The organism is Pseudomonas entomophila (assembly GCF_018417595.1).
GTDB classification, from domain to species: Bacteria; Pseudomonadota; Gammaproteobacteria; order Pseudomonadales; family Pseudomonadaceae; genus Aquipseudomonas; species Aquipseudomonas entomophila_C.
The window spans coordinates 2855390-2881762 of the sequence record NZ_CP070982.1 but is presented as its reverse complement, the minus strand read 5'-3'; the positions used below and the strand labels follow the sequence as shown (position 1 = coordinate 2881762).

At 65.8% G+C, this 26373-nt stretch carries 19 protein-coding genes; 7 read left to right on the top strand and 12 right to left on the bottom strand.

The window, feature by feature from the left end; genetic code table 11:
• Positions 1–163: 163 nt before the first annotated feature.
• A complete protein-coding gene (gene cprA, locus JYG34_RS12835) occupies positions 164–1321 on the top strand; it encodes a cationic peptide resistance protein CprA (RefSeq protein WP_213661018.1) in 1158 nt (385 codons plus the stop codon).
• Between the two features lie 48 nt (positions 1322–1369).
• Here cprA and JYG34_RS12830 read toward each other — a convergent pair whose 3' ends face one another.
• From JYG34_RS12830 to JYG34_RS12815, 4 genes are read right to left on the bottom strand one after another with little or no spacing between them, the layout of a single operon-like run.
• Positions 1370–3307 (bottom strand): heavy metal translocating P-type ATPase, encoded by a 1938-nt coding sequence (locus tag JYG34_RS12830; RefSeq protein WP_213661017.1) that lies wholly within the window; start codon positions 3305–3307, stop codon positions 1370–1372.
• A 55-nt stretch (positions 3308–3362) separates the two neighbouring features.
• Complete coding sequence (hflK, locus tag JYG34_RS12825) at positions 3363–4397, bottom strand: protease modulator HflK (RefSeq protein ID WP_213661016.1); 1035 nt, start codon at positions 4395–4397, stop codon at positions 3363–3365.
• Positions 4390–5412 carry a protease modulator HflC gene (gene hflC / locus JYG34_RS12820; RefSeq protein ID WP_213661015.1) on the bottom strand — a complete coding sequence of 341 codons (1023 nt, stop codon included), beginning with the start codon at positions 5410–5412 and terminating at the stop codon, positions 4390–4392. The genes hflK and hflC overlap by 8 nt, the downstream gene beginning before the upstream one ends.
• Complete coding sequence (locus JYG34_RS12815; protein ID WP_213661014.1) at positions 5409–7367, bottom strand: protease modulator HflK; 1959 nt, start codon at positions 7365–7367, stop codon at positions 5409–5411. Before JYG34_RS12815 ends, hflC begins: the two co-directional genes overlap by 4 nt.
• A gap of 295 nt (positions 7368–7662) precedes the next feature.
• On the opposite strand from JYG34_RS12815, the gene JYG34_RS12810 reads away from it, so the two are divergent.
• Together JYG34_RS12810 and JYG34_RS12805 are read left to right on the top strand one after the other, a co-directional pair.
• A complete protein-coding gene (locus tag JYG34_RS12810) occupies positions 7663–8349 on the top strand; it encodes a histidine phosphatase family protein (RefSeq protein WP_249746271.1) in 687 nt (228 codons plus the stop codon).
• Position 8350: 1 nt separating this feature from the next.
• Positions 8351–9184: a phosphatase PAP2 family protein gene (locus JYG34_RS12805; RefSeq protein WP_213661013.1), complete on the top strand. Its 834-nt coding sequence runs from the start codon at positions 8351–8353 to the stop codon at positions 9182–9184.
• Here the strand turns inward: JYG34_RS12805 and JYG34_RS12800 are convergent.
• Positions 9135–10151 carry a transporter gene (locus JYG34_RS12800; protein ID WP_213661012.1) on the bottom strand — a complete coding sequence of 339 codons (1017 nt, stop codon included), beginning with the start codon at positions 10149–10151 and terminating at the stop codon, positions 9135–9137. The genes JYG34_RS12805 and JYG34_RS12800 overlap by 50 nt on opposite strands.
• Positions 10152–10403: 252 nt before the next feature.
• On the opposite strand from JYG34_RS12800, the gene JYG34_RS12795 reads away from it, so the two are divergent.
• Positions 10404–11366 carry a ribonuclease Z gene (locus JYG34_RS12795; protein ID WP_213661011.1) on the top strand — a complete coding sequence of 321 codons (963 nt, stop codon included), beginning with the start codon at positions 10404–10406 and terminating at the stop codon, positions 11364–11366.
• Between the two features lie 82 nt (positions 11367–11448).
• On the opposite strand, the gene ppk2 is transcribed toward JYG34_RS12795, so the two are convergent.
• The gene (ppk2, locus tag JYG34_RS12790) at positions 11449–12267 is read right to left on the bottom strand and encodes a polyphosphate kinase 2 (protein ID WP_213661010.1); all 819 of its coding nucleotides are present in this window, start codon (positions 12265–12267) and stop codon (positions 11449–11451) included.
• 234 nt (positions 12268–12501) lie between these two features.
• Here ppk2 and JYG34_RS12785 point away from each other — a divergent pair, with 234 nt between their 5' ends.
• A complete protein-coding gene (locus JYG34_RS12785) occupies positions 12502–13134 on the top strand; it encodes a hypothetical protein (protein WP_213661009.1) in 633 nt (210 codons plus the stop codon).
• 243 nt (positions 13135–13377) lie between these two features.
• A complete protein-coding gene (locus JYG34_RS12780; protein WP_213661008.1) occupies positions 13378–13581 on the top strand; it encodes a hypothetical protein in 204 nt (67 codons plus the stop codon).
• A gap of 14 nt (positions 13582–13595) precedes the next feature.
• On the opposite strand, the gene JYG34_RS12775 is transcribed toward JYG34_RS12780, so the two are convergent.
• Both JYG34_RS12775 and JYG34_RS12770 read right to left on the bottom strand, forming a co-directional pair.
• A complete protein-coding gene (locus JYG34_RS12775) occupies positions 13596–14537 on the bottom strand; it encodes a DUF1848 domain-containing protein (protein ID WP_213661007.1) in 942 nt (313 codons plus the stop codon).
• A complete protein-coding gene (locus JYG34_RS12770; RefSeq protein WP_213661006.1) occupies positions 14534–15388 on the bottom strand; it encodes a hypothetical protein in 855 nt (284 codons plus the stop codon). Before JYG34_RS12770 ends, JYG34_RS12775 begins: the two co-directional genes overlap by 4 nt.
• Positions 15389–15818: 430 nt before the next feature.
• Here JYG34_RS12770 and JYG34_RS12765 point away from each other — a divergent pair, with 430 nt between their 5' ends.
• Complete coding sequence (locus JYG34_RS12765; protein ID WP_213661005.1) at positions 15819–17123, top strand: MFS transporter; 1305 nt, start codon at positions 15819–15821, stop codon at positions 17121–17123.
• A gap of 93 nt (positions 17124–17216) precedes the next feature.
• Here the strand turns inward: JYG34_RS12765 and JYG34_RS12760 are convergent, their stop codons facing one another.
• The 4 genes from JYG34_RS12760 to JYG34_RS12745 are packed head-to-tail and all read right to left on the bottom strand — an operon-like array spanning position 17217 to position 26195.
• A complete protein-coding gene (locus JYG34_RS12760; protein WP_213661004.1) occupies positions 17217–18704 on the bottom strand; it encodes an efflux transporter outer membrane subunit in 1488 nt (495 codons plus the stop codon).
• Positions 18701–21811, bottom strand: coding sequence for an efflux RND transporter permease subunit (locus tag JYG34_RS12755; RefSeq protein ID WP_213661003.1), 3111 nt, complete (start codon positions 21809–21811; stop codon positions 18701–18703). Before JYG34_RS12755 ends, JYG34_RS12760 begins: the two co-directional genes overlap by 4 nt.
• The gene (locus JYG34_RS12750; protein ID WP_213661002.1) at positions 21808–24906 is read right to left on the bottom strand and encodes an MdtB/MuxB family multidrug efflux RND transporter permease subunit; all 3099 of its coding nucleotides are present in this window, start codon (positions 24904–24906) and stop codon (positions 21808–21810) included. The genes JYG34_RS12755 and JYG34_RS12750 overlap by 4 nt, the downstream gene beginning before the upstream one ends.
• Positions 24903–26195: an MdtA/MuxA family multidrug efflux RND transporter periplasmic adaptor subunit gene (locus JYG34_RS12745; RefSeq protein ID WP_213661001.1), complete on the bottom strand. Its 1293-nt coding sequence runs from the start codon at positions 26193–26195 to the stop codon at positions 24903–24905. Before JYG34_RS12745 ends, JYG34_RS12750 begins: the two co-directional genes overlap by 4 nt.
• Positions 26196–26373: the final 178 nt, after the last annotated feature.

Sequence of the window (26373 nt, the reverse complement as noted above, 5' to 3'; positions counted from 1 at the left end):
GGCCGCCAGCACGCGTAACCCACGGCCCGCCGCATGGCCATCGAGGCTCGGCGAATACACAGGTTTGATAAAAACCTGCCACCGAAAGAACGACCCACTTTTCACAAAGTTTTTACATCAACTTTGCGTCGTCACGCGGGCAACTAAGTTGCCGAGGATATATATGAACTCCCACGTCACTGGTGCGCCACAAACCCTGCATCACCTCCCTGAACGCATCCTGCTGACCGGCGCCACGGGTTTCCTCGGCGGCTCGGTCACCGCCCAGCTGATCGCCGATGGCCAAGCAGCCAACCTGTGCTTCCTGGTACGCGCCGAAAGCCGCCAGCAAGGCCTTGAGCGCCTGCGCGACAACCTGCTGCAGCACGGTGTCAGCCACGCTGACAACCTGACGCTGGGCGAGGAGCAGATCATCTGCGGCGACTTCCTCGACACCTCCTGGCTGGCCCGGGAAACACCGCGCCTGATGCAGGTCGACCGAGTAATCAACTGCGCCGCCGTAGCATCGTTTTCGAAGAACCCGACCATCTGGCCGGTGAACGTCGAAGGCACCTACGCCTTCGCCGAAGTGCTGAGCCGCTCCAAGCGCCTCAAGCGCTTCCTGCATGTCGGCACGGCGATGTGCTGCGGCCCGGAGCGCGAGTCGCCGATCAGCGAATCGTGGGACTTCCCCGAGGCCGAGCAGCAACTGGTGGACTACACCGCGTCCAAGGCGGAAATCGAGCGGCGCATGCGCGAACAACTGCCGAACCTGCCGCTGGTGGTGGCGCGCCCGTCCATCGTGGTCGGCCACCGCAGCCTTGGCTGCCAGGCCTCCGGCAGCATCTTCTGGGTGTTCCGCATGGGCTTCGCCCTGGAAAGCTTCACCTGCGGGCTCGACGAACAGATCGACGTGATCCCGGTGGACTACTGCGCCGAGGCGCTGATCGGCCTGGCGCTCAAGCCGCAACTGAGCCACGACCTCTACCACATCTCCGCCGGCCACGGCTCGGCCTGCACCTTCGCCGAGATCGACGAGGCCTTCGCCCTGGCCAATGGCGCGAAGCCAGTGGGTGAGCGTTACCGCAAGGTGGATGTCGACGACCTGAAGTCGCTGGCCAGCAGCTTCGAAACCCGCATCGGCCCAGCCAACCCGCGCCTGGTGCTGCGCGCCCTGCGCCTGTACAGCGGCTTCGCCGACCTCAACTACCTGTTCGACAACAGCCGCCTGCTGGAGGAAGGGATCGCGGTGCCGCCGCGCTTCACCGACTACCTGGACGTGTGTGTCAAATCGTCCAGCGGCGTGAGCATCGCCACCCAGATGCAGTGGGACTTCAAGTAACGATGCCCCTGGCAGCCGCGGGTAACTGCCCGCGGCTCCTTGCCTCGCTCAGCCCTTCATGTCCCGTTCGTCATAGCGCAGCAAGCGCCCGGCATTGCCCAGCACCAGCAAGGTGCTGAGGTTGTGCAGCAACGCCGCGATCATCGCCCCCGCCGCCCCCAGCAAGCCAAACGCCGCCGCCAGCATGATGCCGAGCGTCCAGCCCAGGCCGATCAGCACGTTCCATTGCAGGGTACGCCGGCACAGGCGGCTGAGGCGAATGCAGGTGGCCAGGCGGCGCAGGTCGCCGTTGATCAGCACGATATCCGCCGCGGCCATGGCGATGTCGGTACCGCCCGCGCCCATCGCCACCCCGACCACGCCGGCCTTGAGCGCCAGTGAATCGTTGATGCCGTCACCGACCACCATCGGCCGGAAGCCGGCGTGGATCTCCTGGTTGACGTGGCGCAGCTTGTCTTCGGGCAAGGCCTGGGCGACCACACGGCTGATTCCGGTCTGGCTGGCGACCGCCTCGGCGACGCTGCGCCGGTCGCCGGTAAGCAGCAACTGCCGGCCCAGCCCCAATGCGCGAAGCTGCTCAAGTGCTTGCGGCGCCTCCTGGCGGATGCTGTCGGCCAGCAGCAACCAGCCCTGGAAACGGCCGTTCAGGGCCAGCCCGGCAATGGGGCCGTCGTGTTCCGGCACTGGCGGGATCTCGATGCCCAGGCGCGTGAACAGCTCCGGGCGGCCCAGTGCCGCTTCGCCCCGCTCGGTGCGGGCAACCACGCCGAAGCCCTGGCGCTCATGCAGCTCGCTGACGGCCAGATGTTGGTCATGAGGCACCCGGCTGGCCAGGGCCCGGCTGACCGGGTGGCTGCTGGCGGTGCCGAGGCTGGCGGCCAGGCGGATGATCTGCTCTTGCGCCAAGCCCGGCTCGCCCGGCAATACCCGCTGCAGGTGCAGCGCACCGTGGGTCAGGGTGCCGGTCTTGTCGATCACCAGCGACGACAGGTCGGCCAGTTCCTCGAGAAACGCCGAGCCGCGGATCAGGATGCCGTGCCGCGCGGCCACGGCGATCCCGGCAATCGCCGTGGCCGGCGCCGACAGCACCAGCGCGCACGGGCAGGCGGCGACCAGCACCGCGAGCATGGCCTGGGCATCGCCGGTGACGAACCAGGTGGCGGCGGCGATCAACAGCACCAGCACCAGGTAGCGCCCGGCATGGCGCTCCAACAGGCGGGTGATCGGTGGCTTGGCCTGCTCGGCGCGTTGCATCAAGGCGATTACCTTGCCCAGCGTGGAGTCGTCGCCGATGCCGGTGACCTCGACACGCAGCAGGCCATCGAGGTTGATCGCGCCACCGTAAACCTGCGCCCCGACGTCCACTTCCTGGGGCAAGGCTTCGCCGGTGATCGGCGCAGTGTCCAGGCTGGCCTGCCCATGCAGCACGCGGCCATCGGCCGGCACCCGGTCACCGGCGCGCACTTCCACCTGGTCGCCGGGTTTCAGGCTGGCATTGTCGACCTCCCGCACCTCACCGTCGGCGCCGATCAGCCGCGCCTGGCTGCGGGTCAGCCGGCCGAGGGCACCGATGGCCTCCTGGGACCCCAGCACACTGCGCTCTTCGAGCACATGGCCGAGGATCATGATGATCGGCAGCAGCGCCGCGGTGGCCAGGTCGCCGGTGGCCCAGGCACCGAGCATGGCCAGGGCGATCAACTGGTCGGTGACACCGTGCAGGGACGGTTGCAGCAGGCTGTGCCAGGCCGAACGCAGCACCGGCACGGCCACCAGCAGTGACGCCACACCCAGTAGCAGCTGTGCCACGCCGTCCTGCGAAGGGGCCAGCCAGCGCCAGATCAGCCCGAGTGCCAGCAGGCCAAGGGCAAGCATGGCCAAGGTCAGTTGTTGCCCCGCCTGCCGGCGTTCGTCAGCGGACAACAGCCCGGCGCCAAAGTGAAGGTGACCATGGTGATGGCCGTGATGGTGATGGTGGTGGGCGCTCATCGCAGTCGGCTCCGGAGGCAAGTGGTCGCAAGGTGCGGGTGGCGAAGATCGCGCTTCACGGCTTGGGGCCCTCGAGGATCAGGTGCCCACTGTCATCAGGGTTGACCGTGGTGACGGCCCCGGCCCGGGACAGGATCGCCGGCATGCGTTCGCGGTACAGGCGCAGCATCAGCCCGGGGTCTTGCTGCTGCGCCAGGCCGGCGATGGTGGCGGTGTCGGCATTGGCCCGGGCCAAACGCTCACGGGCCTCGGCCTGGGCAACCTGCACGGTATGATCGGCGGCCTGGGTGGCCTGCTGCAGTTGCCGGGCGGCATCGTTGCGGGCCTGGGCCACCTCTTTCTCGGCTTGCTGGCTGGCGGTGAGTACCGCATTGAACGCCCCCACCGCCGACAACGGCAGCGAAGACTGCACATCGACCCGCACCACCTCGATGCCCAGGTCGGTGCCCGCCGTCTTGAGCGCGGCGAGGCTGCGGTTGATGCCGCGTTGCAGGTCGCCGCGCAGGCGCTCGCGGCGCTCGGCAACCTGGGCGTCGGCGCCGACCAGCTCTGGGCGGGCCACCAGGATCGTGTCCATGTCTCGCGAAGCGCAGACTTGCACGGCGTTGCGCTCGACCAGGCGATCCAGCGCCGGTTCCAGGTGCGCACCCTGGCGGGTGAAGGCATAGGGTGCGTTGACCTTGTAGAACACCCGCACCTCCAACTGCACGATGCCCGCGTCGCCAGTCAGCAGATAGCCGGAGCCGGCCGTGGCGTCGCTGGCCAGGGTACCGTTCTTGTCCGACTTCAGCGCCAGTTCCGAACGCAGCAGCAACTCGACCCGGCGTTCGCTGACCCGGTCGGCCGACGGCAGCATCAGCACCTGCTCGAAGGGGCGCGGCCAGGCCAGCAGCAAGCCGGCCTCCTGGATGCGTTGCTCGGCACCCAACCGCAGCACCACTGCTCGGCTGTCGGGCCCCACTTCGCGAACATTGCCGAACAACCAGCCCAGCGCCGCGACCAGGGTCACCCCATAAAGGGCGATGAAGCCGATACGCGCCGACTGCAGCCAGGGGTTGCCGGTGGCTGCCATACGGCTCGGGCTAGTCATGGCCGCGCCCTGCCCCATTGCCAGCGCTCGAAGGCGCTGGCGGCCCATCGACCAGGGCGCGGAACGGCGCGGCGTCGGTGCGCAGCACCAGGCGCGTGCCGGGGGTGACGACCGTGCCCAGCGTGTCGAGCGAGCGCAGTAGCTTGTACAGCTCCGGCGCACTGGCGTAGGCCTTGCCGTAGACCTGCGCGGCCTCGACCTGGGCCTGGGCCTGGACCTGCGCCGCCTTGACGTTGGCGTCGGCCTCGAGGATCCGCGCATCACGCTCCGCCGCCGAGTGGATCTCGGCGGCCTTGCGCTTGCCTTCGGCGGTGCGTTCGGTGGCGATGGTCTCGCGCTCGGCACGCATGCGCTCGACCGTGGCTTCGAGCGTCACCTTGGGCAGGGTGAGCCGCTCGATGCCCACCTGCACCACCTTGATGCCGTAGGTCTGCGCCAGTTGCTGCTCGATCTGCGCCTGCAAGCGCTGCTCGAAGGCGTCGATCCGCACCTGGCTGGCGTCGACGTTGACCAGGTCGGCCAGCTCGAAGCCGCTGGCACTGGTTTCCAGCGCCGAGCCCACCAGGGTGCGGATCTGCCGCGCCGCCTCGTCGGGCTGGTTCTGCACCGCGCGCATGAAGCGCTGGATGCTCTGCGGGTCGGCGGCGACCTGCCAGGCGATATATGCCTGCACGATGATGCGCAGGCCATCGCGGGTGCCGACATCCTGCAGGCCGCTGGAGGTGGTGCGCAGGCGCAGGTCGACCGGCACCGCGTTCTCGAACGGCAATGGCCAGCGCCAGGCCAGCCCAGGCTCGGTCAGCACCCGCGACGGGTTGCCGAAACGGGTGATGACCGTGGCCTCGCCCACCCGGACCTGGACGAAACACGCCGCCGTGGCCAGCAGCAGCACCAGCAGCAGCGCGGCGAGCACCCGCCAGCGCGCGCCCTTCGCCGGTGGCGCATGGGGATGGTCGTGGTCATGGGCATGATCGTGGCCGCACGCGTGGTGGGCATGGGGGGCGTGAGAGCTCAATTGGCGCGCTCCTGCTGAGGTCTGGAAGGGGTCGGGTCGATGGGCGGGGCAAATGTGCGCAGGTCCACGGTCGGGGCCTGGGCCGCGGTCAACCGGTGGTCGATGATCAGGGCATTGCCGGCGGCCAGCCCCTGGCTCAGGCGCGCCAGGTACTGCTCGAGGATGAAGGCCTGGCCGGCTTGTCGCCAAGCCGCGCTTTCGGCCTTGAAGGCAATGTCCTGGGCCTGCGCCCTGGCGGTGATCTGGTGGGCATCGGCGCTGGCCTTGTCGGTCTGCACGGCGGCGTTCTGCCGGGCCAGGGCTGCCTGCCGCGCGGCCTGGCCACGCTCCTCGGCGACCAGCGCCTGGGCGCCGATCTGCGCCGCCTGCACGCCGTGATAGGCATTGGCAGCGCCGGCCGGTGGGTGGATCGCCTCCACCGCCGTGACGAGGATCTGCACGCCGCTGTCCAGCCGATCGAGGTCGGCTTGCACGGCGTTGCCGATGTCCCGACCAAGGGCTTCGCGCTGCGCGCCCAACAGCCCGTCCAGCGAGCGATTGGCGAAATCGTGAACCAGCACCCGGTTGGCAATGCTGCGCACCAGTTGCGCGACATCGCGGGTGTGATACGTGGCGGCGATTGCCGAGGCATCGTCGAGGCCGATGCGGTAAATGAAGCGCACGTCCATGTTGACGATCTGGAAGCTCTGCCGACCGCCGTCACTGCCCGCGATGACCTGGGCGTTTTCGGCAACGTGGGCGGCATCCCACAGGCGGTTGGCGCTGGCAGGTGGTGGCCCTTCTGCATCGGTCAACGGGTCGGCCACCGCGGCGTCACCCGAGGTGGCCAGTTCATGGAGCGTGCCGTTGTCCACCGCCAGCACCCGCCCCAAGGGCCAGGGCAACCCTATGTGCAGCCCGGGCGGATAGACCGCTACCGGGTCGCCAAAGCGCTCGTACACACCCCGGCCGTTCATCGGTACCTGCACCACGCCCGTCAGCAGCCACCCCACCAGCGCCACCAGCCCAGCCACCGGCAGCAAGGCCCGGCGCATGAAACCGAATGCCCAGACCTGCCGCAGGTCGATACCCAGGCGCTGCTGCAATTCGCCCTGGAGGAACGCCAGTGGCCGCGGCGGCCACTGCAGCAGCCCGGCCGTCAGGCTGTTCGCCACCAACGTCGGCTCCTCGCGCGGGCGCTGCGGGCGGAACACCGAAAGCACCGCGCGCAGCAACAGTTCCAGCGCCAGCAGGCCGGGCAGGATGGCGATCAGCACCGCCAACCGCGCGGGCCACAGGCGCAGGCCGTCGGCGAACACCAGGCAGGGAATGGACAGCACCTGGACGGCGATGACCAACCGCACCACCGCGGCCAGGGCGCCGGCCTCCGGCCAATCCGTCGCGGGAGTCGCCGCCAGGTGACGCTCGAACACCAGCAGGCCGAAGGCGATGGCGCCGAACAGCGCAACGGCGACCCAGCCGGCCTGCCCCGCCAGCGTCGGCGCCGGCAGGTCGAGCCGCCAGGCGCCCGCCAGCACGGCCAGGGCGAGCAACGCCAGGGCCGCCAGGCGCAAGGCATCATGGCCGACCCGCCGCAATTGCTTGCGCCAGGCATCACCGATACGCGCCAGCCAGCGTTCATAAGCATTCGCCGGTGGCTCGTCGGCGTGCGCCAGGGCGCGCCAGAAGGCCAGTGGCGCCGGCCGCTCGCCCAGGGCCTCGGCACGCCAGCTGACCGGCGTCCACACGGACTGCGCCACCGCGCCAAGCAGCATGAACGCCGCAGCGTTGACGGCCAGCAGCACGGTCCAGTGACTGGCAGGTGCGAACAACCCGACCAGGAAGGCCAGCAACCACAACAGGCCCGCGCCCAACAAGGTGCAGTGGCTCAGCAGGACCAGGCGGCGCGCCTGGCCGGGCGATTGCTGGAAGCGTGGCATGCCCTCCAGGTCTGCGGTATCCAGATTGACGCTCATGAGGGCTCCAGGCTTGGTGCGCAGCCGAACGGGATGTAGCGGCCAGGCATTTGACGACGGGCGAGTTTATTTCGTTATGTTATAGCGACGCACGTGAAAATATCGTCTACCGATTCATCCTGCCCACGTCCTGCCCTCCTCAGCCGTGACGTGGGCATACCGCCGAGCCGGTCTCGCACTTTTTTCACATCCGCCTCACTCTTCGCCAACATCTGCCTTCTTACAGTGCAGCCACTTTCGGATGGGCTGCCGTAGCGTGCCTTGTCCGCTCCTTCCGCTTTCATGGAGTGTTTGCATGTTGCAGGGCACCATCGATAAACCCGCCACGCTGAAAACGCCCAAGGTGTTCCGCTGGTCCTCCCTGGCACTCGTCGCGGTCGGCCTCTGCGCGTTGCTGGCACTGGTGGCGGCGACCCGCTGGGTAACCTCCACGCAGGTCGCCGACCTGGGCAGCGCGCAGCAGATGCGCAGCCAGGGTGTGTACGGCGAATGGGCAGCCGGTTCGGTGATCGTCCTGGTACGCCATGCCGAGCGGTGCGACCGCTCCCATGCGGCCTGCCTGAACGACCCCACCGGTATCACCGTTGCCGGCAGCCAGGCCGCCGAAGGGGTCGGCGCTGGCCTGCGCCAGTTGGGCCTGGACAGCGCCGACCTGCTCGCCAGCCCCGAGGTGCGCACCCAGCAGACCGCCGGTTTCATGTTTGCCAAACCTGTTGCCACCCAGGAATGGCTGGCGCAATGTGACCGGGATTTCAGCCAGGCGGTCTTCGCCCACAAGCGTGCCGGGCATAATCTGGTGCTGGTCACCCACAGTGGTTGCATCGACCAGCTTGAGCGCACGCTAGGGGTCGCCGGCGGCGAACGTTCGAGCAGCTACGCCAGTGCCCTGTTCGTCACCCTGGGCAGCCATGGCCAGGCCAGGATCCTTGGCCAGATGAACGCCACCCAGTGGCGCAAGCTCGAAGTCGGCAAGGGAGCCTGACATGCCATTCACACCGCGCGCGCGTTTCTACCTGAACAACCTCGGCCTGCCGCTGCTGCTGTCGGCGCTGGTCTTCGTGCTGTTCGACCTGACCCGCCTGGACCGCTGGATCAGCGACCTGCTGCTGGACCCAGCCAGCGGCCAGTTCATCTTCCAGCACAACGTCTGGTTCGAGAAAGCCACCCACAAGTGGCCACGGATTCTCCCGGACTGGACCGGCGAACTGGCCGTCATCGGCCTGCTGCTGTCATTGCTGTGGCCGTTGTTGCGCCGTTCCGCGCAAGCGACCCGCGCCGTCGAAGGCATTCGAATCGCCCCGCTGCTGCGCTTTACCGCCGATCACCGGCGCGACTTCCTGTATGTCGTGGTGGCCTTCGCCCTGTGCACCGGCGTCATCCATTACCTCAAGAGCCACACGGGTGTGTACTGCCCTGTGGAAACCACCCTGTACGGGGGCAACGAGGCGCATCTGGAGTGGTACCAGCAGTTCACCTGGCTGGACAAGGCCGGGCCAGGCCGCTGCTGGCCGGGCGGCCACGCATCCAGTGGTTTCACCTTGCTGGCCCTGTACTTCGTCGCCCTGCGCCACCGCTGGCCACACGCCCGCAAGCTTCTGCTGGCGATCCTCGTGGTCGGGTTCATCTATGGCACCACCCGGGTATTGCAGGGCTGGCACTACATGTCCCACACCTTCTGGGCCGGGATTTTCGTCTGGCTGACCAGTTGGGGCACGGCGCTGGTGTTCTACGGCCGACCCGCGTTGCAGGCGTCGGCAGTCACCGAGGTCAGTAGTCCCCGCGCTTGCGAAACGCCCAGCGCCCTGCAATTACCGTGAAGGTCACCACCAGCGCCACCAGCACCCAGAAACCGTGAGGGTCGTCCGCCAGCGGCACGCCACCGACGTTCATGCCGAAGAAGCCGGCGATGATGTTGATCGGCAGCGCCAGCACGGTCACCACGGTCAGGGTGAACAACGTGCGGTTGTTCTGCTCGGTGAGCTTGGCGGCGATCTCTTCCTGCAGCAGCTTGATCCGCTCGACCAGGCTGGTCAGGTCGTTGATGATCACCGAGAACTCCTCGGTGGAAGCCCGCATCTGGCGGATATCCTGCTCGCCCAGCCACTCGGGCGGGCGATTGAGCAGGCGCAGCAGCGAGCCCGGTTCCAGGGCCAGCAGGCGTTGCAGGCGCACCAGCACGCGGCGCAGGCTGCTGAGCTCGGCACGGTTGTCGCTCAAACGCAGCGATAGCAGTTGGTCTTCGATACGGTCGACCTTCAGCGTGGTTTCGCGCACCACCTGGGTGAGCAGGTCGCTCTGGTCGCGCACCAGGTGCACCAACAGTTCCACCGTGGAACCGAAACATTCTCCGCGCTTCACCGAGGAGCGCAGCTCGTCCACCGAATGCAGCGGCTGCAACCGGGCGCTGACCAGCAGCCGGCAGCGGGCGCAGGCCCATAGCGTCGAGACATCGGAAGACACCAGACCAAAGCTGAACACCAGGTCGTTGACCACCGCCAGCAAGGCCGAGTCGACATGCTCGATTCGCGTGGAGCGCGACCCTTCGCGCAAGGTCTCGAAAAAGGTTTCCGGCAGGTCGAGGTTGCTCTTCATCCAGCGCTCGCAGGCGGCGTGGGCAAGGTTCAGGTGCAACCAGAGGAACTCGTCGCTGTGGTCAGGCGCGAGCAGGCGCGCCGTCGCTTGCGCCGCGTCGAGTTCACGCCCCGGCAAGCCGGGGCGAAACACATAGGCGTAGAGCAGGCCGTGCAGGTCCGCTTCGTGGTGTGGGGTGCTGGCGTTGAGCATGCGCGATGCGATCCGGAAGTATCCTGGCATCCTAGAATCAGCCTCATGACAAGCGCATGACAGTTTCACGGCCCTGCCCGCCCGCCAGGCTACACTACACTTTCCACACCTTGCCTGCATCACCTTGCCCAGTAGCTTGGGTGCTGGTGCAGGATGCCAATTCGCTGACCGGCTTTGCTCGCAGCCGCAGCCATGCTAGCCTCCGCGCGCGCCGCGCAATGCGGTGCGTCGTAAACGTCAAGGAGTCAGGCAATGGACCTGCAGTTTCTGGGCACCTCTTCCGGTGTGCCCACCAAGGCCCGCAATGTAAGCGCAACCGCCGTCATCGAATCCACCGGCCACGGCTGGTACCTGGTCGATTGCGGCGAGGGCACCCAGCACCAGCTGCTGCGCAGCCCACTGTCGATGCGTGACCTGCGCGCGATCTTCATCACCCATGTCCACGGCGACCACTGCTTCGGCCTGCCGGGGCTGCTGGCCAGCGCAGGCATGTCCGGGCGCAAGACGCCGCTGCCGCTGATCATGCCCACCGCCCTGCACGACTGGGTGCGCCAGGGCCTGGCGGTCAGCGACACCTACCTGCCGTTCGAGCTGCAACTGCAGCCTCTCGAGACCTTCGATGGGTTCACCTGCGGCAATATCCAGGTCGGCAAGGTCGAGCTGTCCCATCGCGTGCCCTCCTACGGCTTCGTGTTCGACGAGCAGGACCCCGAGCCACGGCTGGATACCGCGCGCCTGCAGACCGACGGCGTGCCGGCCGGGCCGCTGTGGGGCCAACTGGCCCGTGGCCTGGCGGTGGAACATGAAGGGCGGGCGCTGAAGCCACAGGACTACCTGCAGCCTCAGCGCCCGCCGCAACGCATCATCGTCTGTGGCGACAACGACCGCCCGGAATTGCTGGCCGAGCTGGCCAAAGCGGTGGATGTTCTGGTGCACGAATCGACCTTCACGGAGCCGGTGGTCGAGCGTGCCCAGGCCACCTTCGGCCACAGCACCGCCGCCGCGGTGGCGCGGTTTGCCGAGGCGGCGCAGGTACCGAACCTGGTGCTGACTCACTTCAGCGCGCGCTACCAGGGTACCGGCTCGGCACGTGGCAGCTCGATCGAGGATGTACGCGAAGAAGCGCTGGCGCATTATCGCGGCAATCTGGTCCTGGCGCAGGATCTGCAGCGCTATCACCTGGGGCGTGATGGCCGGCTGGTCGAGGTCTTGTAGGAGCGGCTTTAGCCGCGATGCAGGCACCACGGTTATGGCACCCGCTTCGCGGGTGATCGCGGCTAAAGCCGCCCCTACGGTTTCAGAACCGCTCCGCAACCATCTTGAACGGATAAGGCATGGCCTTGTACTTGCCGATCTTGCCGCGCTTGGGCAGCGTGACCTTGTGCGCCTGGCTTAAATCCTTGTAGGAAATCTGCTGCAAGAAGTGACTGATAATGTTCAGCCGCGCCTTGCGCTTGTCTTCCGACCGCGCCATGTACCACGGCGCCCAGGATGAGTCGGAGGCGGCGAACATCTCGTCGCGGGCGCGGGTGTACTCATCCCAGCGGTTATAGGACTTGATGTCCATCGGCGACAGCTTCCACAGCTTGCGGCCGTCGTCGATGCGGTCTTGAAGGCGCCGTGCCTGCTCCTCGGCGCTGACTTCCAGCCAGTACTTGATCAGGATGATCCCCGACTCGACCATCATCCGTTCGAACATCGGCACCACGGTGAGAAACTTCTGCGCCTGCTCGTCGCTGCAAAAGCCCATCACCCGCTCGACGCCGGCGCGGTTGTACCAGCTGCGGTCGAAGATCACCACCTCGCCGGCGGCCGGCAGATGGGTGAGGTAGCGCTGGGCGTAGATCTGGGTCTTTTCCCGCTCGGTCGGCGCCGGCAGCGCCACCACCCGGAACACCCGCGGGCTGACCCGCTCGGTGATGGCCTTGATGGTGCCGCCCTTGCCGGCACCATCGCGGCCTTCGAAGACGATGCACACCTTCAGGCCCTTCTCCACCACCCACTGCTGCAGCTTCACCAGTTCCACGTGCAGGCGCTTGAGTTCGCTTTCATAATCCTTGCGCCCCAACCGCTTGCCGTCGTCACCCTTGCGTTTCTTGCCCTCGGCCTTGGCCATCTGCCTGCTCTCCTGGAAGGTCCCCGGTTGCCCCGGTGACGCCGGGGCGGATCAGAGCAGTATGGATGAGCCCTGGTTTTTCACCCGTCCCAACACCCGGCGATGGCGCGCACAACCCCGCCGACATGTCCAGTTGCCATGATTGCGGCCGCTCTGGCTTGCGGGTTCTAATCCCGATCCGACCGGCCCGGCCGGTGTTCGCTGCGCAATTGGCAACTACAAGGAAGCCTTACGATGAACAGGAAGATCGTACCGCTGGCCCTGCTGGCCACGCTGTTCGGCTGCTCGGCCGGCCAGGACACCCGCGAAGCCAGCTTTCGCCAGGCCGCCCAGGCCTACCTCGACACCCAGTACCCGCACTGCTTCGTGATCACCGCCTTCCCCGCCCGGACCCGCGACTTCGACGTCGATGGCACCAACAAGGCGCTGCGCGCCCTGGCCAAGGTCGGCGTGGTCAGCGAACGGGAAATTTCCCGCACCGAGGTGCCCGAGCGCCTGTGGCAGCCTGCCCGCACCGACATCTATTACGCCTACGACCTCACCGACGAGGGCCGCAAGTACTACCGCGCCGACGCCGTGAAGCGCGCGGATGGCGGCAGCACCGGCGGGTTGTGCTTCGGCAAGGCCCGGCTCACCGAGATCACCGCGTTCAGCAAGCCAGCCGAACGTGAAGGGCGCAAGGTTTCGCAGGTGACCTACCGCTACCAGGTCACCGACCTGCCGGGCTGGGCCGGCGATGAGGCGGTGCAGGCCGACGTCATCGGCCTGGGCCAGGCCGCCGGCAGTGCCGCGAAGCCGCTCGAGGAGACCCGCGCCATGGTGTTGACTGACCAGGGGTGGGTGCATGAGCGGTTGATCACGCGGTGATCGTGAGACTGGCTCGATCCCTGAGCGGCCTTGTGCCGCGAAAGGGTCGCAGAGCGGCCCCGGCGATCTTTGCCAAAGCTGAAATCCTGGGGCTGCTACGCAGCCCTTTCGCGGCTCAAGGCCGCTCCTACAGGTGCCGCGCTGATCCTGCGTCTTAATCCGGGGAAAATCCTGACCCGCCATCATGCCCGTCAACAGGTCGCCACCCGACCGCACTGACCACCCATGATGGAGATGACTTCGATGAAACCCCTGCTCTGTGCCCTCACACTGCTGACCATGACCTCGATGACCACGGCATTTGCCGAGGGCGGCGCCGACCGCCTCAAGGAGCGCAGCGATCAATGGGCCCTGCAACGCCAGCAGGCCCAGCAGACCGTGGCCAAAGAATTGCCCCGGCAAGATCAGCATCGGGCCGAGGCCTCCTCCACCGGCTCATCGAGCTGACCGCCGCGTCTGCCTCAGAACAGCGTCGACTGACTATTGCGCGGCGCCAGCAACGCCGGCGATACCCCTTGCGTACCGCCAATGAGAAAGGGGCTGGCAGGATCGTGCTGCTGACGCTGGGCAAGTGTCTTCTCATGGTTGAACGTGGCATAGCAGTACGCACAACCATGCAGGCAGGTGTTGTAGACACCGATATCAACGCTCTTGATACAGCCACACGCTGCGCGCTGGCCGACATCCTTGGTGCCTTTGAGCGCAATACCGAACAAGTCCGCCAGCAGTCGGTCATCGATGCACTTGCCATGGGCGATACCTGCCGCGTCGGTATCCACTTCTTCGGCGCAGCTCTGTATCTGCATGCCGTGCGCCTGTGCGACCTGCGCCATGTAGTGGGCAAGGTCGAGCAGTGCGTCCGGGGTGGCCAGTACATCAGAGCAGATCAAGCCCTGCACCTTGGCCAGGTTGCTGCTGGTCTTCTTGTAGAAGTCGGCAAAACTGATGACCACCCGCTCGGTATGCCCTGCCAGCAGGCCGGCGATCTTGGCGAACAGCCGCTTGTGCTCGGCAAGGTCGATCAGGTTGGACACCAGGATCGGGTCGTAGCGCCAGATCACCTTGCCAGGGCCCACGCGCTGGCTCAGGTCGATGAAACAACGGATGGCGTCCATGGGCCGTGGCACGGATTTTTCGACGGCGCGGGGATAGCCGGTGATCGTGTAGTGGAAGTAGTAACGCAGCCCGCGAGCGTCCAAAGTGTCCAGCGACTTCATCAGGTGGCGGGGGTTGCGGGTCCAGAACACGATGGCATCGACATCGGCCGGGTCGAGGGAGACCCGGGAGATCTGGTGGTAGTTGAACGGATTGCGGGTCAGCAGGAAACCCTGCTGGACACGGTTCATGAACCAGTCGGCATAGAAGGCAGGAATGTCGGTGCGGCGACTGGCACTGATGATCATGTGCGGGTGTACTCGAGCAGTTGGTAATCCATGAAGCGATTGGTCATCACGGGCAGTTTCACGACGTTGCAGCCCTCACACGATGGAAACTTTCCTTGGTCAGCGCATTTTAGTTTCAGCTCATCGGGGTAACAAAAATCCCATGAAACCTTTCTGAGACCTTCACCAAACGTACCCTTGAATCGGGTTTTATACCTGTCGTCCTGAGTGCTGAAACCCACTTTGCTCAACGCCTCGTGAACGACATCAAAATGACGAAGATTTCCTGAGGACTTTTTACTTTCACTGCCGTTGGAAACGTAAGAGTTAAGGAAAAAAATCCGGTCACTCTCTGTTGCCGAGATGCTTTTCGCCAGGCGTTCCAACCCGCCACTCGCCGCAATGTCGCTGATTGACTTCGGGAAGACGAAAACGTCGATCTCATCGAGATCCACCCGCTTCAGCGACTTCGTATTAAGGTGATGAAAAACCAGGTTATCGTCCTCGTTCTCCGGAATCAGCCGCTGGGTGGACCATTGGCAATTGTCGAAACCATAGTAATCGAACTCGACATCCCCAAGGTTATCTCGCAATGCGTAGTAGTCGGGGCAGATGCCACACCCGAAAGACGCGACCTGAATGCTCTTGCAATCCGTTGGCAGGCGCTGTTTCAGTTCACAGGCCAGCAAGCAATACTCAAGATAGTACGCGGGAAAAAAACGTAGCGTATAGAGCTTCTGGTACATTTTCTTCTTGTAGGCATTACCCTCGGGGCCTACTTGAGAGATAGTGCACCACTTGTCTTTGTTCTTGAGAAACGATGCATGGAAATTACCCAACAACTCGTTGACGAATTCAGCATTGTAGATCACGCCCTGCTCTCCCTGAGTACGTAGTAGACATAATCCTATCGCAGACAGTATCAATGAGCCACTATCCAGAAACCAGGGTGCAGAAGAATGATTATCGATTGTATTCAAATGATTAAATGCAGTGCTTATTGAGCCTGGCCCTCACATCTCCCCTGCGTCCTCTCGCCGCAGCCTCATCCCCCTTGGCAAATCCCCCACAAGCCGTAGAATCCCGCTTCCTTTTCGCCCGTCGCCCAACCTGGTGGCAAGCGCCCGCAAGGACCGCGTCCGTGCCTCGCCACATCGCCCATGTGCACCAGGCTCAACCGCCCCCGCCCGGCCTTTTCCGCAACAGGCCCAGCGGTTGACCCTTGCCAAGGTCGCAGCCTATCCGGCTCGCCGGCTGTAGCCGAAAAGGCGCACATCCGCGTTTTCCAACCTTGAGGTATGTATGTCTCCGCGTTTGCTGGCGATGGCGCTGGCACCCCTGCTCGGCTTGTTCATCATTGCCTTGGGCAATGGCTTCATGTCTTCCCTGACCACCCTGCGCCTGGGCGCTGCCGGCGAGTCGGCCACCACCATCGGTATCGTGTCCTCGGCCTACTTCATCGGTTTGACCCTGGGCGCGGTGTTCAACGACCGGCTGATCCTGCGCATCGGCCATATCCGCGCCTACAGCAGCTTCGCTGCGTTGATCGGCGCGACCATCCTGCTGCAAGGGCTGTTCTACGACACCACCTGGTGGTCGGTGCTGCGCCTGCTCAACGGCTGGGCCGCGGTGGGTGTGTTCCTGGTGATCGAGAGCTGGCTGCTGCTGGCCGGCGACGCCAAGATCCGGGGTCGCCTGCTGGCGCTGTACATGATCGCCTTCTATGGCGCGGGAGTGATCGCCCAGGCCACCCTCGGCGAGATCACCAGCTGGGGCGATACCGCGCCCTTCATGCTCGCCGGCATGCTCGCCACCCTGTCGGTGCTGCCGATCGTGATCCTGCCCCGAGTGTCGCCGTTGCTGGACCAGGTCGAGCCGCTCAAGCCACGCCAACTACTGGGCGTGGCACCGACCGGGCTGGTCGGCTGTTTCGGTTCGGGCGTCGCCATCGCCGGTATCTACGCCCTGTTGCCGCTGTACCTGCAGCGCATCGGCCTGGACATCGGCGAGATTGGCGACATGATGGCCTGGGTGATCCTCGGCGCCATGCTGCTGCAATACCCGGTCGGGCGCTGGTCCGACCGCAAGGACCGCCAGGACGTGCTGATCACCCTGGCCGCCGCGTGCGTTGTGCTGTCGGTACTGATCGTGTTGCTGCCCACCGACACCGTGCTGTTGCCGGCATTGTTGTTCATGCTGGGTGGCGGTGTGTTCGCGCTGTACCCGGTGGCGGTCAGCAGCGCGGCCGACCGGGCACCGGCCGATGCCCTGGTACCGATGATCCAGGGCCTGCTGCTGATCAACTCGCTGGGCTCGGCCATGGCGCCGCTGGCCATCTCGCCGATGATGACCTCCTATGGCGAAGTCGGCTTGTTCTGGGCCTTTGCCGTGATCAACCTGGCCATGGTTGGGTTCTTCCTCTGGCGCCGCGGCAAGCGCCCGGCACCGGAACACCCTGCCCCATTCGCGCCGACCGCGACCTTCTCGCCAACCGGCGCCGAGCTGCGGGTGACCGAAGATCTGCGCCAGGCGGCGCAGGAGCATCCGACGCTGGATGCGATGGATCGCGCCGTCCCGCCGTCAGCGCCACGGCCTGACACACACTGAGCAATGGTTCGCCGGCTTTGCCGGCGAATACGACTCAAAGGCCACGAACAACCCCGCTGGCGACAGCTGCGTCTGCCCAGGCGCCACTGAAATTCAATCTTCGCCCGCCAACGCCTGCTGGGCATCCCAACCGCCGCCCAGCGCCGCGATCAACTGCACACTCGCCACCAACCGCCCTTGCAGCAGGTTCAACACGCTGCGCTCGTTGCTAAGCGCGGTAGTCTGCACATTCACCACATCCAGGTAACCGATCAACCCCGCCTTGTACTGGTTCTCGGTCAACCGCAACGACTCCCGCGCCGCCTCCAGCGCCTCCTGCCGTACCCCGGCCTCGTCGGCGTACACCTTCAGTTGCACCAGGTAGTTCTCCACCTCCTTGAACCCATCCAGCACGGTCTGGCGGTACTGCGCCACGGTCTGGTCATACACCGCGACGGTACGGTCCACCTCGGCGCTGCGCTTGCCGGCGTCGAACAGGTTCAGAGCCAGTTGCGGCCCGACCGACCAGTAGCGGTTGGGCAACTCGATCCAGTTACTGAAGCTGCTGCTGGAATACCCGCCGCTCATGCTCAACGACAGGTCCGGGAAGTATGCCGCCCGGGATACGCCGATATTCGAGTTGGCCGCCATGACCTTGCGCTCGGCCGCTGCGATATCGGGCCGGCGCTCCAGCAGTTGCGACGGCAGCGACAGGGGAATCTGCGGCAACGCCGGGATGGCGTTGGTGGCGGCCAGGGCGAAGTCGGCCGGGGCCTTGCCCATCAACACGGCGATGGCGTTTTCGTACTGCGCGCGCTGCCAGGCCAGGTCGATCAGGTCGGCCTGGGTGCTCTTGAGCTGGGTGCGCGCCTGGGCAACCGCGTCGGGGCCAACCACCCCGGCGCGGTACTGGTTTTCGTTCATCTTCAGCGAGCGCTCGTAGGCGGCCACGGTCGCTTCGAGCAAACGCTTCTGTTCATCGATCACCCGCAATTGCAGGTAGTTCTGCACCAGTTCCGACTGCTGGCTCAGGCGGATGGCCGCCATGTCGGCGAGGCTGGCCTCGGCACTGGCTTCGTTGGCGTTCATCGTCTCGCGCAGCTTGCCCCACAGGTCGATCTCCCAACTCACGCCAAGCTGGGCGTTGTAAGTGTTGCGGATGCCGCTGCTGTTGTTCGACAGGCTCGAGCTGGAACTGCCGGTACCCTGGGCGGAACGGTTCTTGGTGGTGGTCAGGTCGAGCGAGGGGAACAACGCGGCACGGCTGCTGCGCACCAGGGCTTGTGCCTGGCGGTACTGGGCTTCGTACTGCGCGACGGTCTGGTTGCTGCGATTGAGCTCCTCGACCAGCGTGTTGAGCTGCCGGTCGCCATAGATCTCCCACCAGGCCCCACGGGCGATGGCGTCCGACGGGTTGGCCTGGGTCCAGCCTTCGGCCTGCTTGAACTGCGCCGGGGTGCTCAACTCGGGGCGGTGGTAGTCGGGGCTCAGGGTACAGGCGCTGAGCATCGCCACGCACAGGCCCGCGCCGAGCAGGCGCGAGCCGCGCCCCTCGGTCAGCAGCTTGAGGGCACGGTGCAGGCGGGTCTGGGCAAAGTTCATAGCGGGGTATCCAGGGCAGCGTCGGTGCGCACGCCGCGCCAACGGTTGAAACGGTGGCGCAGGCGGTCGAGGTACAGGTAGACCACAGGCGTTGTATAGAGGGTGAGGACCTGGCTGAACACCAGGCCACCGATGATGGTCAGGCCGAGCGGCTGGCGCATTTCGGCGCCCTCGGCACGGCTGAGCAGCAAGGGCAGCGCACCAAGCATGGCAGCCAGGGTGGTCATCAGGATCGGCCGCAGGCGCAGCAGGCAGGCACGGCGGATCGACTCTTCCGGCGACAGGCCCTCATTGCGCTCCAGCTGCAGGGCCAGGTCGATCATCAGGATGGCGTTCTTCTTCACCACGCCGATCAGCAGGAACAGCCCCAGCAACGAGATCAGGCTGAACTGCCCACCGGTCAGGTACAGCGCCAGCAAGGCACCGACACCGGCCGAGGGCAGCGTGGAGAGGATCGTCAGCGGGTGGATGTAGCTCTCGTACAGGATGCCCAGCACCAGGTACACCAGCACCAGGGCACCGAGAATCATCAACGGTTGGCCCTGGGTGGTCTTGCTGAAGGCATCGGCCGTGCCGCCCAGCTTGGCGATCACCGACTCGGGCAGGCCGAGCTTGGCCACCGCGCGCTCCAGCGCCGCCAGGGCCTGGTCGGGGCTGTAGCCCTCGGCCACGTCGAAGTTGATGCTCTCGGAAGCGAACTGGCCTTCGTGGCTGACACGGTCGTTGGCCAGGGAGTTCTCGTAGCGGGCGAAGGTCGACAGCGGCACGCGGGCACCGTCGGCGGTGATCACCTGCACCTGCTCCAGGGTGCTCGGGTCCCAGGCGAACTTGGGATTGATCTCCAGCACCACCTGGTACTGGTTGAGGCTGTCGTAGATGGTCGAGATCTGCCGCTGGCTGTAGGCGTTGTTGAGCACGGCGGTGACCATGTCCATGTCGATGCCCAGGCGCTTGGCCTGGTCGCGGTCGACCACCAGCGTCACTTGCTGGGTGCCGGCGCCGTCGCGGGCGTCGATGGCGGTCAGCTCCGGCAGCTTGCGCAGCTCGGCGGTGACTTTCGGGAACCATTCGCGCAAGGCTGCCAGGTCGCCGCTCTGCAGCGTGTACAGATACTCGGAGGTGCTCTGGTCGCGACCACCGCCGCCCAGTTGCAGGTCCTGGTCGGCCATCAGGTACAGGCGCCCGCCCGGGACCTTGGGCAATTCCTTGCGCAGGCGGTCGATCACCTTCTGCGCGTCTTCCTTGCGGACGTTGATGGGTTTGAGGCGCACCAGCACGAAGGCGTTGTTGGTGCCGCTGTTGCCGCCGATGAAACCGGCGACGCTCTCCACGGCCGGGTCCTTGAGCAAGGCGCGTCGGTAGATTTCCATTTTCGGCTGCATCACGCTGAACGACAGGCCGTCGTCGCCACGGATGAAGCCTTGCAACTGGCCGGTGTCCTGCTGCGGCATCAAGGTCTTGGGCACCACCACATAGAGCGCGATGTTGAGCACGATGGTGGCCAGCAGGCTGAACAGGGTGAGACGCTTGTGGCGCAACGCCCAGCCCAGGCTCCTGTCATAGCCCGCCACCATGCGCTGGTGAACGTGGTCGCTCCAGCGTTGCAGGCGGGTCTGCTGCTGTGGGCCATGGACCTTGAGCCAGCGCGAACAGAGCATGGGGGTCAACGTGAGCGACACCACCAGCGAGACGATGATCGCCGCCGCCAGGGTGATGGAAAACTCCTTGAACAGCCCACGGACGATGCCGCCCATGAACAGGATCGAGACGAACACCGCCACCAGCGAGACGTTCATCGACAGCAAGGTGAAGCCCACCTCCTGCGCGCCCTTGTAGGCGGCGCGCATCGGTTTCTCGCCGTTCTCGATATGCCGGGAGATGTTCTCCAGCACCACGATCGCGTCGTCCACCATCAGCCCGGTGGCCAGGATCAAGGCCATCAGCGACAGGTTGTTCAACGAGAAACCACACAGGTACATGACCGCGAAGGTGCCCACCAGCGACACCGGCACCGCCAGGCTCGGGATCAGCGAGGCGCGCAGGTTGCCGAGGAACAGGTAGACCACCAGGATCACCAGCACCACGGCGATCAGCAGCGTGTGCTCGGCCTCCTTGAGCGTGGCCTTGATCACCGGCGAGCGGTCCATGGCCACGTTGAGCTTGACGCTGGCCGGCAGCAGCGATTGCAAGGCCGGCAGTTCGGCCTTGATCTGCCCGACGGTCTCGATGATGTTGGCGTTGGTCTGACGGTTGATCACCAGCAGCACCGCGCTTTCGTCATTGAAGAAGCCGCTGTTGTAGCGGTTCTCCACGCCATCGGTGACCTTGGCCACGTCGGACAGGCGCAGGATCGCGCCGTTGGCCTGGCGGATCACCACCGGCTTGTAGTCTTCGGCCTTCTCCAGCTGGTCGTTGGCGCGCACCTGCCAGTTGCGTTCCTGGTCCTCGACGAAGCCCATGGGCCGGCGCTGGTTGGCGTTGGCCACGGCGCTGCGCACATCGTCCAGTGACAGGCTGTACTGGTTGAGCAATTGCGGTTCCAGCTCGATGCGCACGGCGGGTAGCGAGCTGCCGCCGATCTGCACTTCCCCTACCCCGCTGACCTGGGACAGGCTCTGGGACAGGATGGTGTCGGCCAGGTCGTACAGCTTGCCCTTCGACAGCACGTCGGAGGTCAGCGACAGCACCATGATCGGTGCCTGGGACGGGTTGATCTTCTTGTACGTGGGCATGCTGCGCATGCCGCTGGGCAGCAGGTTGCGGGTGGCGTTGATCGCCGCCTGCACTTCGCGCGCCGCGCCGTCGATGTCACGGCCCAGGTCGAAGCCGATGATCACCCGGGTCGAGCCCTGGTTGGAGCTGCTGGTCAGGGTGGTGACGCCGGCGATGGCGCCCAGCTTGCGCTCCAGCGGCGTGGCCACGGTGGAGGCCATGACCTCCGGGCTGGCGCCAGGCAGGTTGGCGGTCACCACGATCACCGGGAAATCCATCTGCGGCAGCGGCGAGACCGGCAACAGGCCGAAGCTCACCCCGCCCAGCAACATGATCGCCAGGCTCAGCAGCATGGTGGCTACCGGCCGGCGGATGAACGGTCCGGACAGGTTCATGCTTCGGCCTGCTGTTGCTCGGTGGCTGGGCGCCAACGGCGCGCCAGGCGGTCGAAGTACAGGTAGATGACCGGCGTGGTGAACAGGGTCAGCACCTGGCTCACCAGCAGCCCGCCGACCATCACCAGGCCCAGCGGCTGGCGCAGCTCGGCGCCGGAACCGGTGGCGAGCATCAGCGGCACGGCGCCGAACAGCGCGGCCAGGGTGGTCATCAGGATCGGCCGGAAGCGCAGCAGCGCCGCTTGGTAGATCGCGTCGTGGGGGCTCATGCCCTGGTGGCGCTCGGCCTCCAGGGCGAAGTCGATCATCATGATCGCGTTCTTCTTGACGATGCCGATCAGCAGGATGATACCGATGATGGCGATCATCCCCAGGTCATTGCCGCTGAGCAGCAGCGCCAGCAAGGCGCCCACCGCCGCCGACGGCAGCGTGGAGAGGATGGTCACCGGGTGGATGTAGCTCTCGTAGAGCACCCCCAGCACGATGTACATGGTCACCACGGCGGCCAGGATCAACAGCAAGGTGCTCGACAGCGAAGCCTGGAACGCCTCTGCGGCGCCCTGGAACTGGGTCTGCACGCCGATCGGCATGCCGATCTCCTGCTGCACCTGCTCGATCACCTTGACCGCCTCGCCCAGCGACGCGCCATGGGCCAGGTTGAACGACATCATCACCGCCGGGAACTGGCCGATGTGCGAGATGGCCAGTTGCGCCTGGCGCTGCTCGATGCGCGCCAGCGCCGACAGGCGCACCTGGCCGCCGTCGGTGGCCTTGACGTGGATCGACTCCAGCGCCTGCGGGCCGAGGCTGGCGGCGGTCTGCGACTGCAACACCACGCGGTACTGGCTGGCCTGGGTGTAGATGGTCGAGATCTGCCGCTGGCCGAAGGCGTCGTACAACGCGTTGGTGATCTGCGAAACGTTGATGCCCAGGCGGCTGGCCATGTCGCGGTCGATCACCAGGTACACCTGCAGGCCCTTGTCCTGCAGGTCGCTGGCCACGTCGCGCAATTCAGGCCGCTGCTGCAGGGCCTGGACCAGCTTGCCGCTCCACTGCGCGAGCAGCTCGGCGTCCGGCGAGCTGAGGCTGAACTGGTACTGGGTGCGGCTGACCCGGTCCTCGATGCTCAGGTCCTGCACCGGCTGCATGAACAGGCGGATGCCCACCAGCTTGTCGAGCTGCGGTTGCAGGCGGCTGATGACCTGGGCGGCGGTGACGTCGCGCTCGCCATGGGGCTTGAGGTTGATCAGCAGGCGGCCGCTGTTGAGGGTGGCGTTGTCGCCGTCCACGCCGATGTACGAGGACAGGCTCTGCACCGCCGGGTCCTCGAGGATGACCTTGGCCAGGGATTGCTGGCGCTGGCTCATGGCGGCGAACGAGGTGGACTGCGGTGCTTCCGAGATACCCTGGATCACCCCGGTATCCTGCGCCGGGAAGAAGCCCTTGGGCACGATCAGGTACAGCACCACGGTCAGCGCCAGGGTGGCCACCGCCACCAGCAACGTGAGCGGCTGGCGCTTGAGCACCCAGGTCAGGGCGCTGCCGTAGTGCTTGATCAGCCAGTCGATCCAGGCGCCGCTGGCGCGGTAGAAGCGGCCTTGCTCTTCTTCTTTCGGTTCGCGCTTGAGCAGGCGCGCGCACATCATTGGCGTCAACGTCAGCGACACCACCAGCGAGATCAGGATCGCCACCGCCAGGGTGATGGCGAACTCGCGGAACAGCCGCCCGACCACATCGGCCATGAACAGCAGCGGGATGAGTACCGCGATCAACGAGAACGTCAGCGAGATCAGGGTGAAGCCGATCTGCTTGGCGCCCTTGAGCGCAGCTTGCAGCGGCGTCTCCCCTTCCTCGATATGACGGGAGATGTTCTCCAGCATGACGATGGCGTCATCGACCACGAAGCCGGTGGCGATGGTCAGGGCCATCAAGGTGAGGTTGTTGACCGAGAAGCCGGCCAGGTACATCACCCCGAAAGTGCCGATCAGCGACAGCGGCACGGCGATCGACGGGATGATCGTGGCCGAGACGCGGCGCAGGAACAGGAAGGTTACCATCACCACCAGGGCGATGGCGAACAGCAGCTCGTGCTGCACGTCGCGCACGGCGGCGCGGATGGTCTGGGTGCGGTCGGTGAGCACGCTGACATCCAGGCCCGCCGGCAGGTTGTCGGTGATCGACGGCAGCAGTTCCTTGATCCGGTCGACCACCTCGATGACGTTGGCGCCCGGCTGGCGCTGGATGTTCAGCAGCACCGCTTCGTTCTGGTTGGCCCAGGCGGCCAGGCGCTCGTTCTCGGCGCCGTCGACGATTTCGGCGACATCTTTCAGGCGCAGCGGCGCGCCGTTGGTGTACTTGAGGATGAGGTTGGCGTATTCCTCGGGCGAGCGCAGCTGGTCGTTGGCGTCGAGCATCGACACCCGGGTCGGGCCGTCGAAGTTGCCCTTGGGCTGGTTGACGTTGGAGGCGCCGATCAGGGTGCGCACGTCGTCCAGGTTGAGGCCATTGGCGGCCAGGGCATCGACGTTGACCTTGATCCGCACCGCCTGGCGCTGGCCACCGGCGATGCTGACCATGCCCACGCCGCTGATCTGGGCGATCTTCTGCGCCACGCGGGTGTCGACCAGGTCGTTGAGCTTGGGCAGCGGCATGGTCTTCGACGAGATGGCCAGCGTCAGCACCGGGGTGTCGGCCGGGTTGACCTTGTTGTACACCGGTGGCGCCGGCAGGTCGCTGGGCAGCAGGTTGCTGGCGGCGTTGATCGCGGCCTGCACCTGCTGCTCGGCGACGTCCATGTTCATGTCGAGACTGAAGCGCAGCGTCAGCACCGAGGCGCCACCCGAACTGGTGGAGGCCATCTGGGTGAGGCCCGGCATCTGCCCGAACTGGCGCTCCAGCGGCGCGGTGACGGCGCTGGTCATCACTTGCGGGCTGGCGCCGGGGTACAGGGTCATGACGCGGATGGTCGGGTAGTCGACCTGGGGCAAGGCCGCCACCGGCAACAGTTTGTAGGCGATCAGGCCGGCCAGGACGATGGCCAGCATGCTCAGCGTGGTGGCGACCGGGCGCAGGATGAACAGACGCGAGAGGTTCATGCGCCCGCCTTGTCGCTCGGCTCACCGGCCTGGGCCGAACCTTTCGCGTCCTGCCCTTGCAGGTGCTGGCCGGGGGTGGTCGGCACTTGCGAGCTGTCGTCGACCACTTCGACCTTGGTGCCCTCGCGCAGGCGGTCGGTACCTTCCAGCACCAGACGGTCGCCGGCGGCCAGGCCTTCCACGACCACCGTGTGCTCACCGTCGCTGGCGCCCACCTTGAGCTTGCGGATGTTGACCTTGCTCTCGGCGTTGACCACGTAGACGAAGGTGCCGTCGTTGCCGAACTGGATCGCCGCGCTCGGGGCCAGTACCACCTGTTTGAGAGTGTCGGCCAGCAGGCGCACGTTGACGAACTGGTTGGGGAACAGGGCGTGGTCCTTGTTCTGGAAGGTGCCCTTGAACTTCAGGGTGCCGGTGGTGGTGTCGATCTGGTTGTCGAGGCTGCCCAGCACGCCACTGGCCTGCAGCTTCTGGTCGCCACGATCCCAGGCTTCGACCGGCAGGCTGGCGCCGCTGCGGTAGCGGGCGAGCACGGTGTCGAGCTGGGTTTCCGGCAAGGTGAAGGCGACGCTGATCGGTTCAGTCTGGGTGATCACCACCAGGGCGGTGGTGTCGTTGGCCGCCACCAGGTTGCCCAGGTCCAGCTGGCGCAGGCCCACGCGGCCGCTGATCGGCGCGCGGATCTGGGTGAAATCGAGGTTCAGGCGGGCGTCGTTGACCTGCGCCTGGTTGGTCTTGACCAGCCCCTGGAACTGCCCCACCTGCGCTTCGGCGGTGTCGAGGGTCTGCTTGGCGATGCTGTCTTCTTTGTACAGGCCTTTATAGCGGGCCAGGTCGACCTGGGCGTTCTTCAGCTGCGCCTGGTTCTGCGCCAGGGTGCCTTCGGCCTGCTGCAGGGCGATGCGGTACGAGCGCGGGTCGATTTCGGCGAGCAGGTCGCCGGCCTTGACCTGCTGGCCTTCCTTGAAATGTATCTTGACCAGCTCGCCGGCCACCCGGCTGCGCACGTTGACCGTGTTGGTCGCGGTGACGGTGCCCAGGGCCTTGTAGTACAGCGGGAAATCACCGACCCGCACCGGTTCGACCCGCACCGGCACCGCTTCGGTGGAGGCGCCGAAGCCCGGGCGCCCGCCCATGCCCATCCCCGCGCCCCGCCCCGGGCGCCCGCCCGAGGCTTCGTGGTGGGCCGACGGTGCGGGCCACTGCCACCAGGCCAAGACGGCCACCAGCAGCAGGATCAGCAGGCCGAACAGCCAGCGACGGAGGGAACGGGGATTGGAGGCTTGCATGGGTCGAACGAACCTTGTTCAGAGAAAGACGGCGTGGAGAGCCTGAACGATAAGCACTGGCATCGGTTTAGCAAAGTGGCTTTACCCGCGCTTTACCTTCGGCTGACGTTGAAAAGACGGTGAACTTTAAATGAAAACGGCCTGGAACAGGGTCCAGGCCGTTACCGGGTGTTACCTG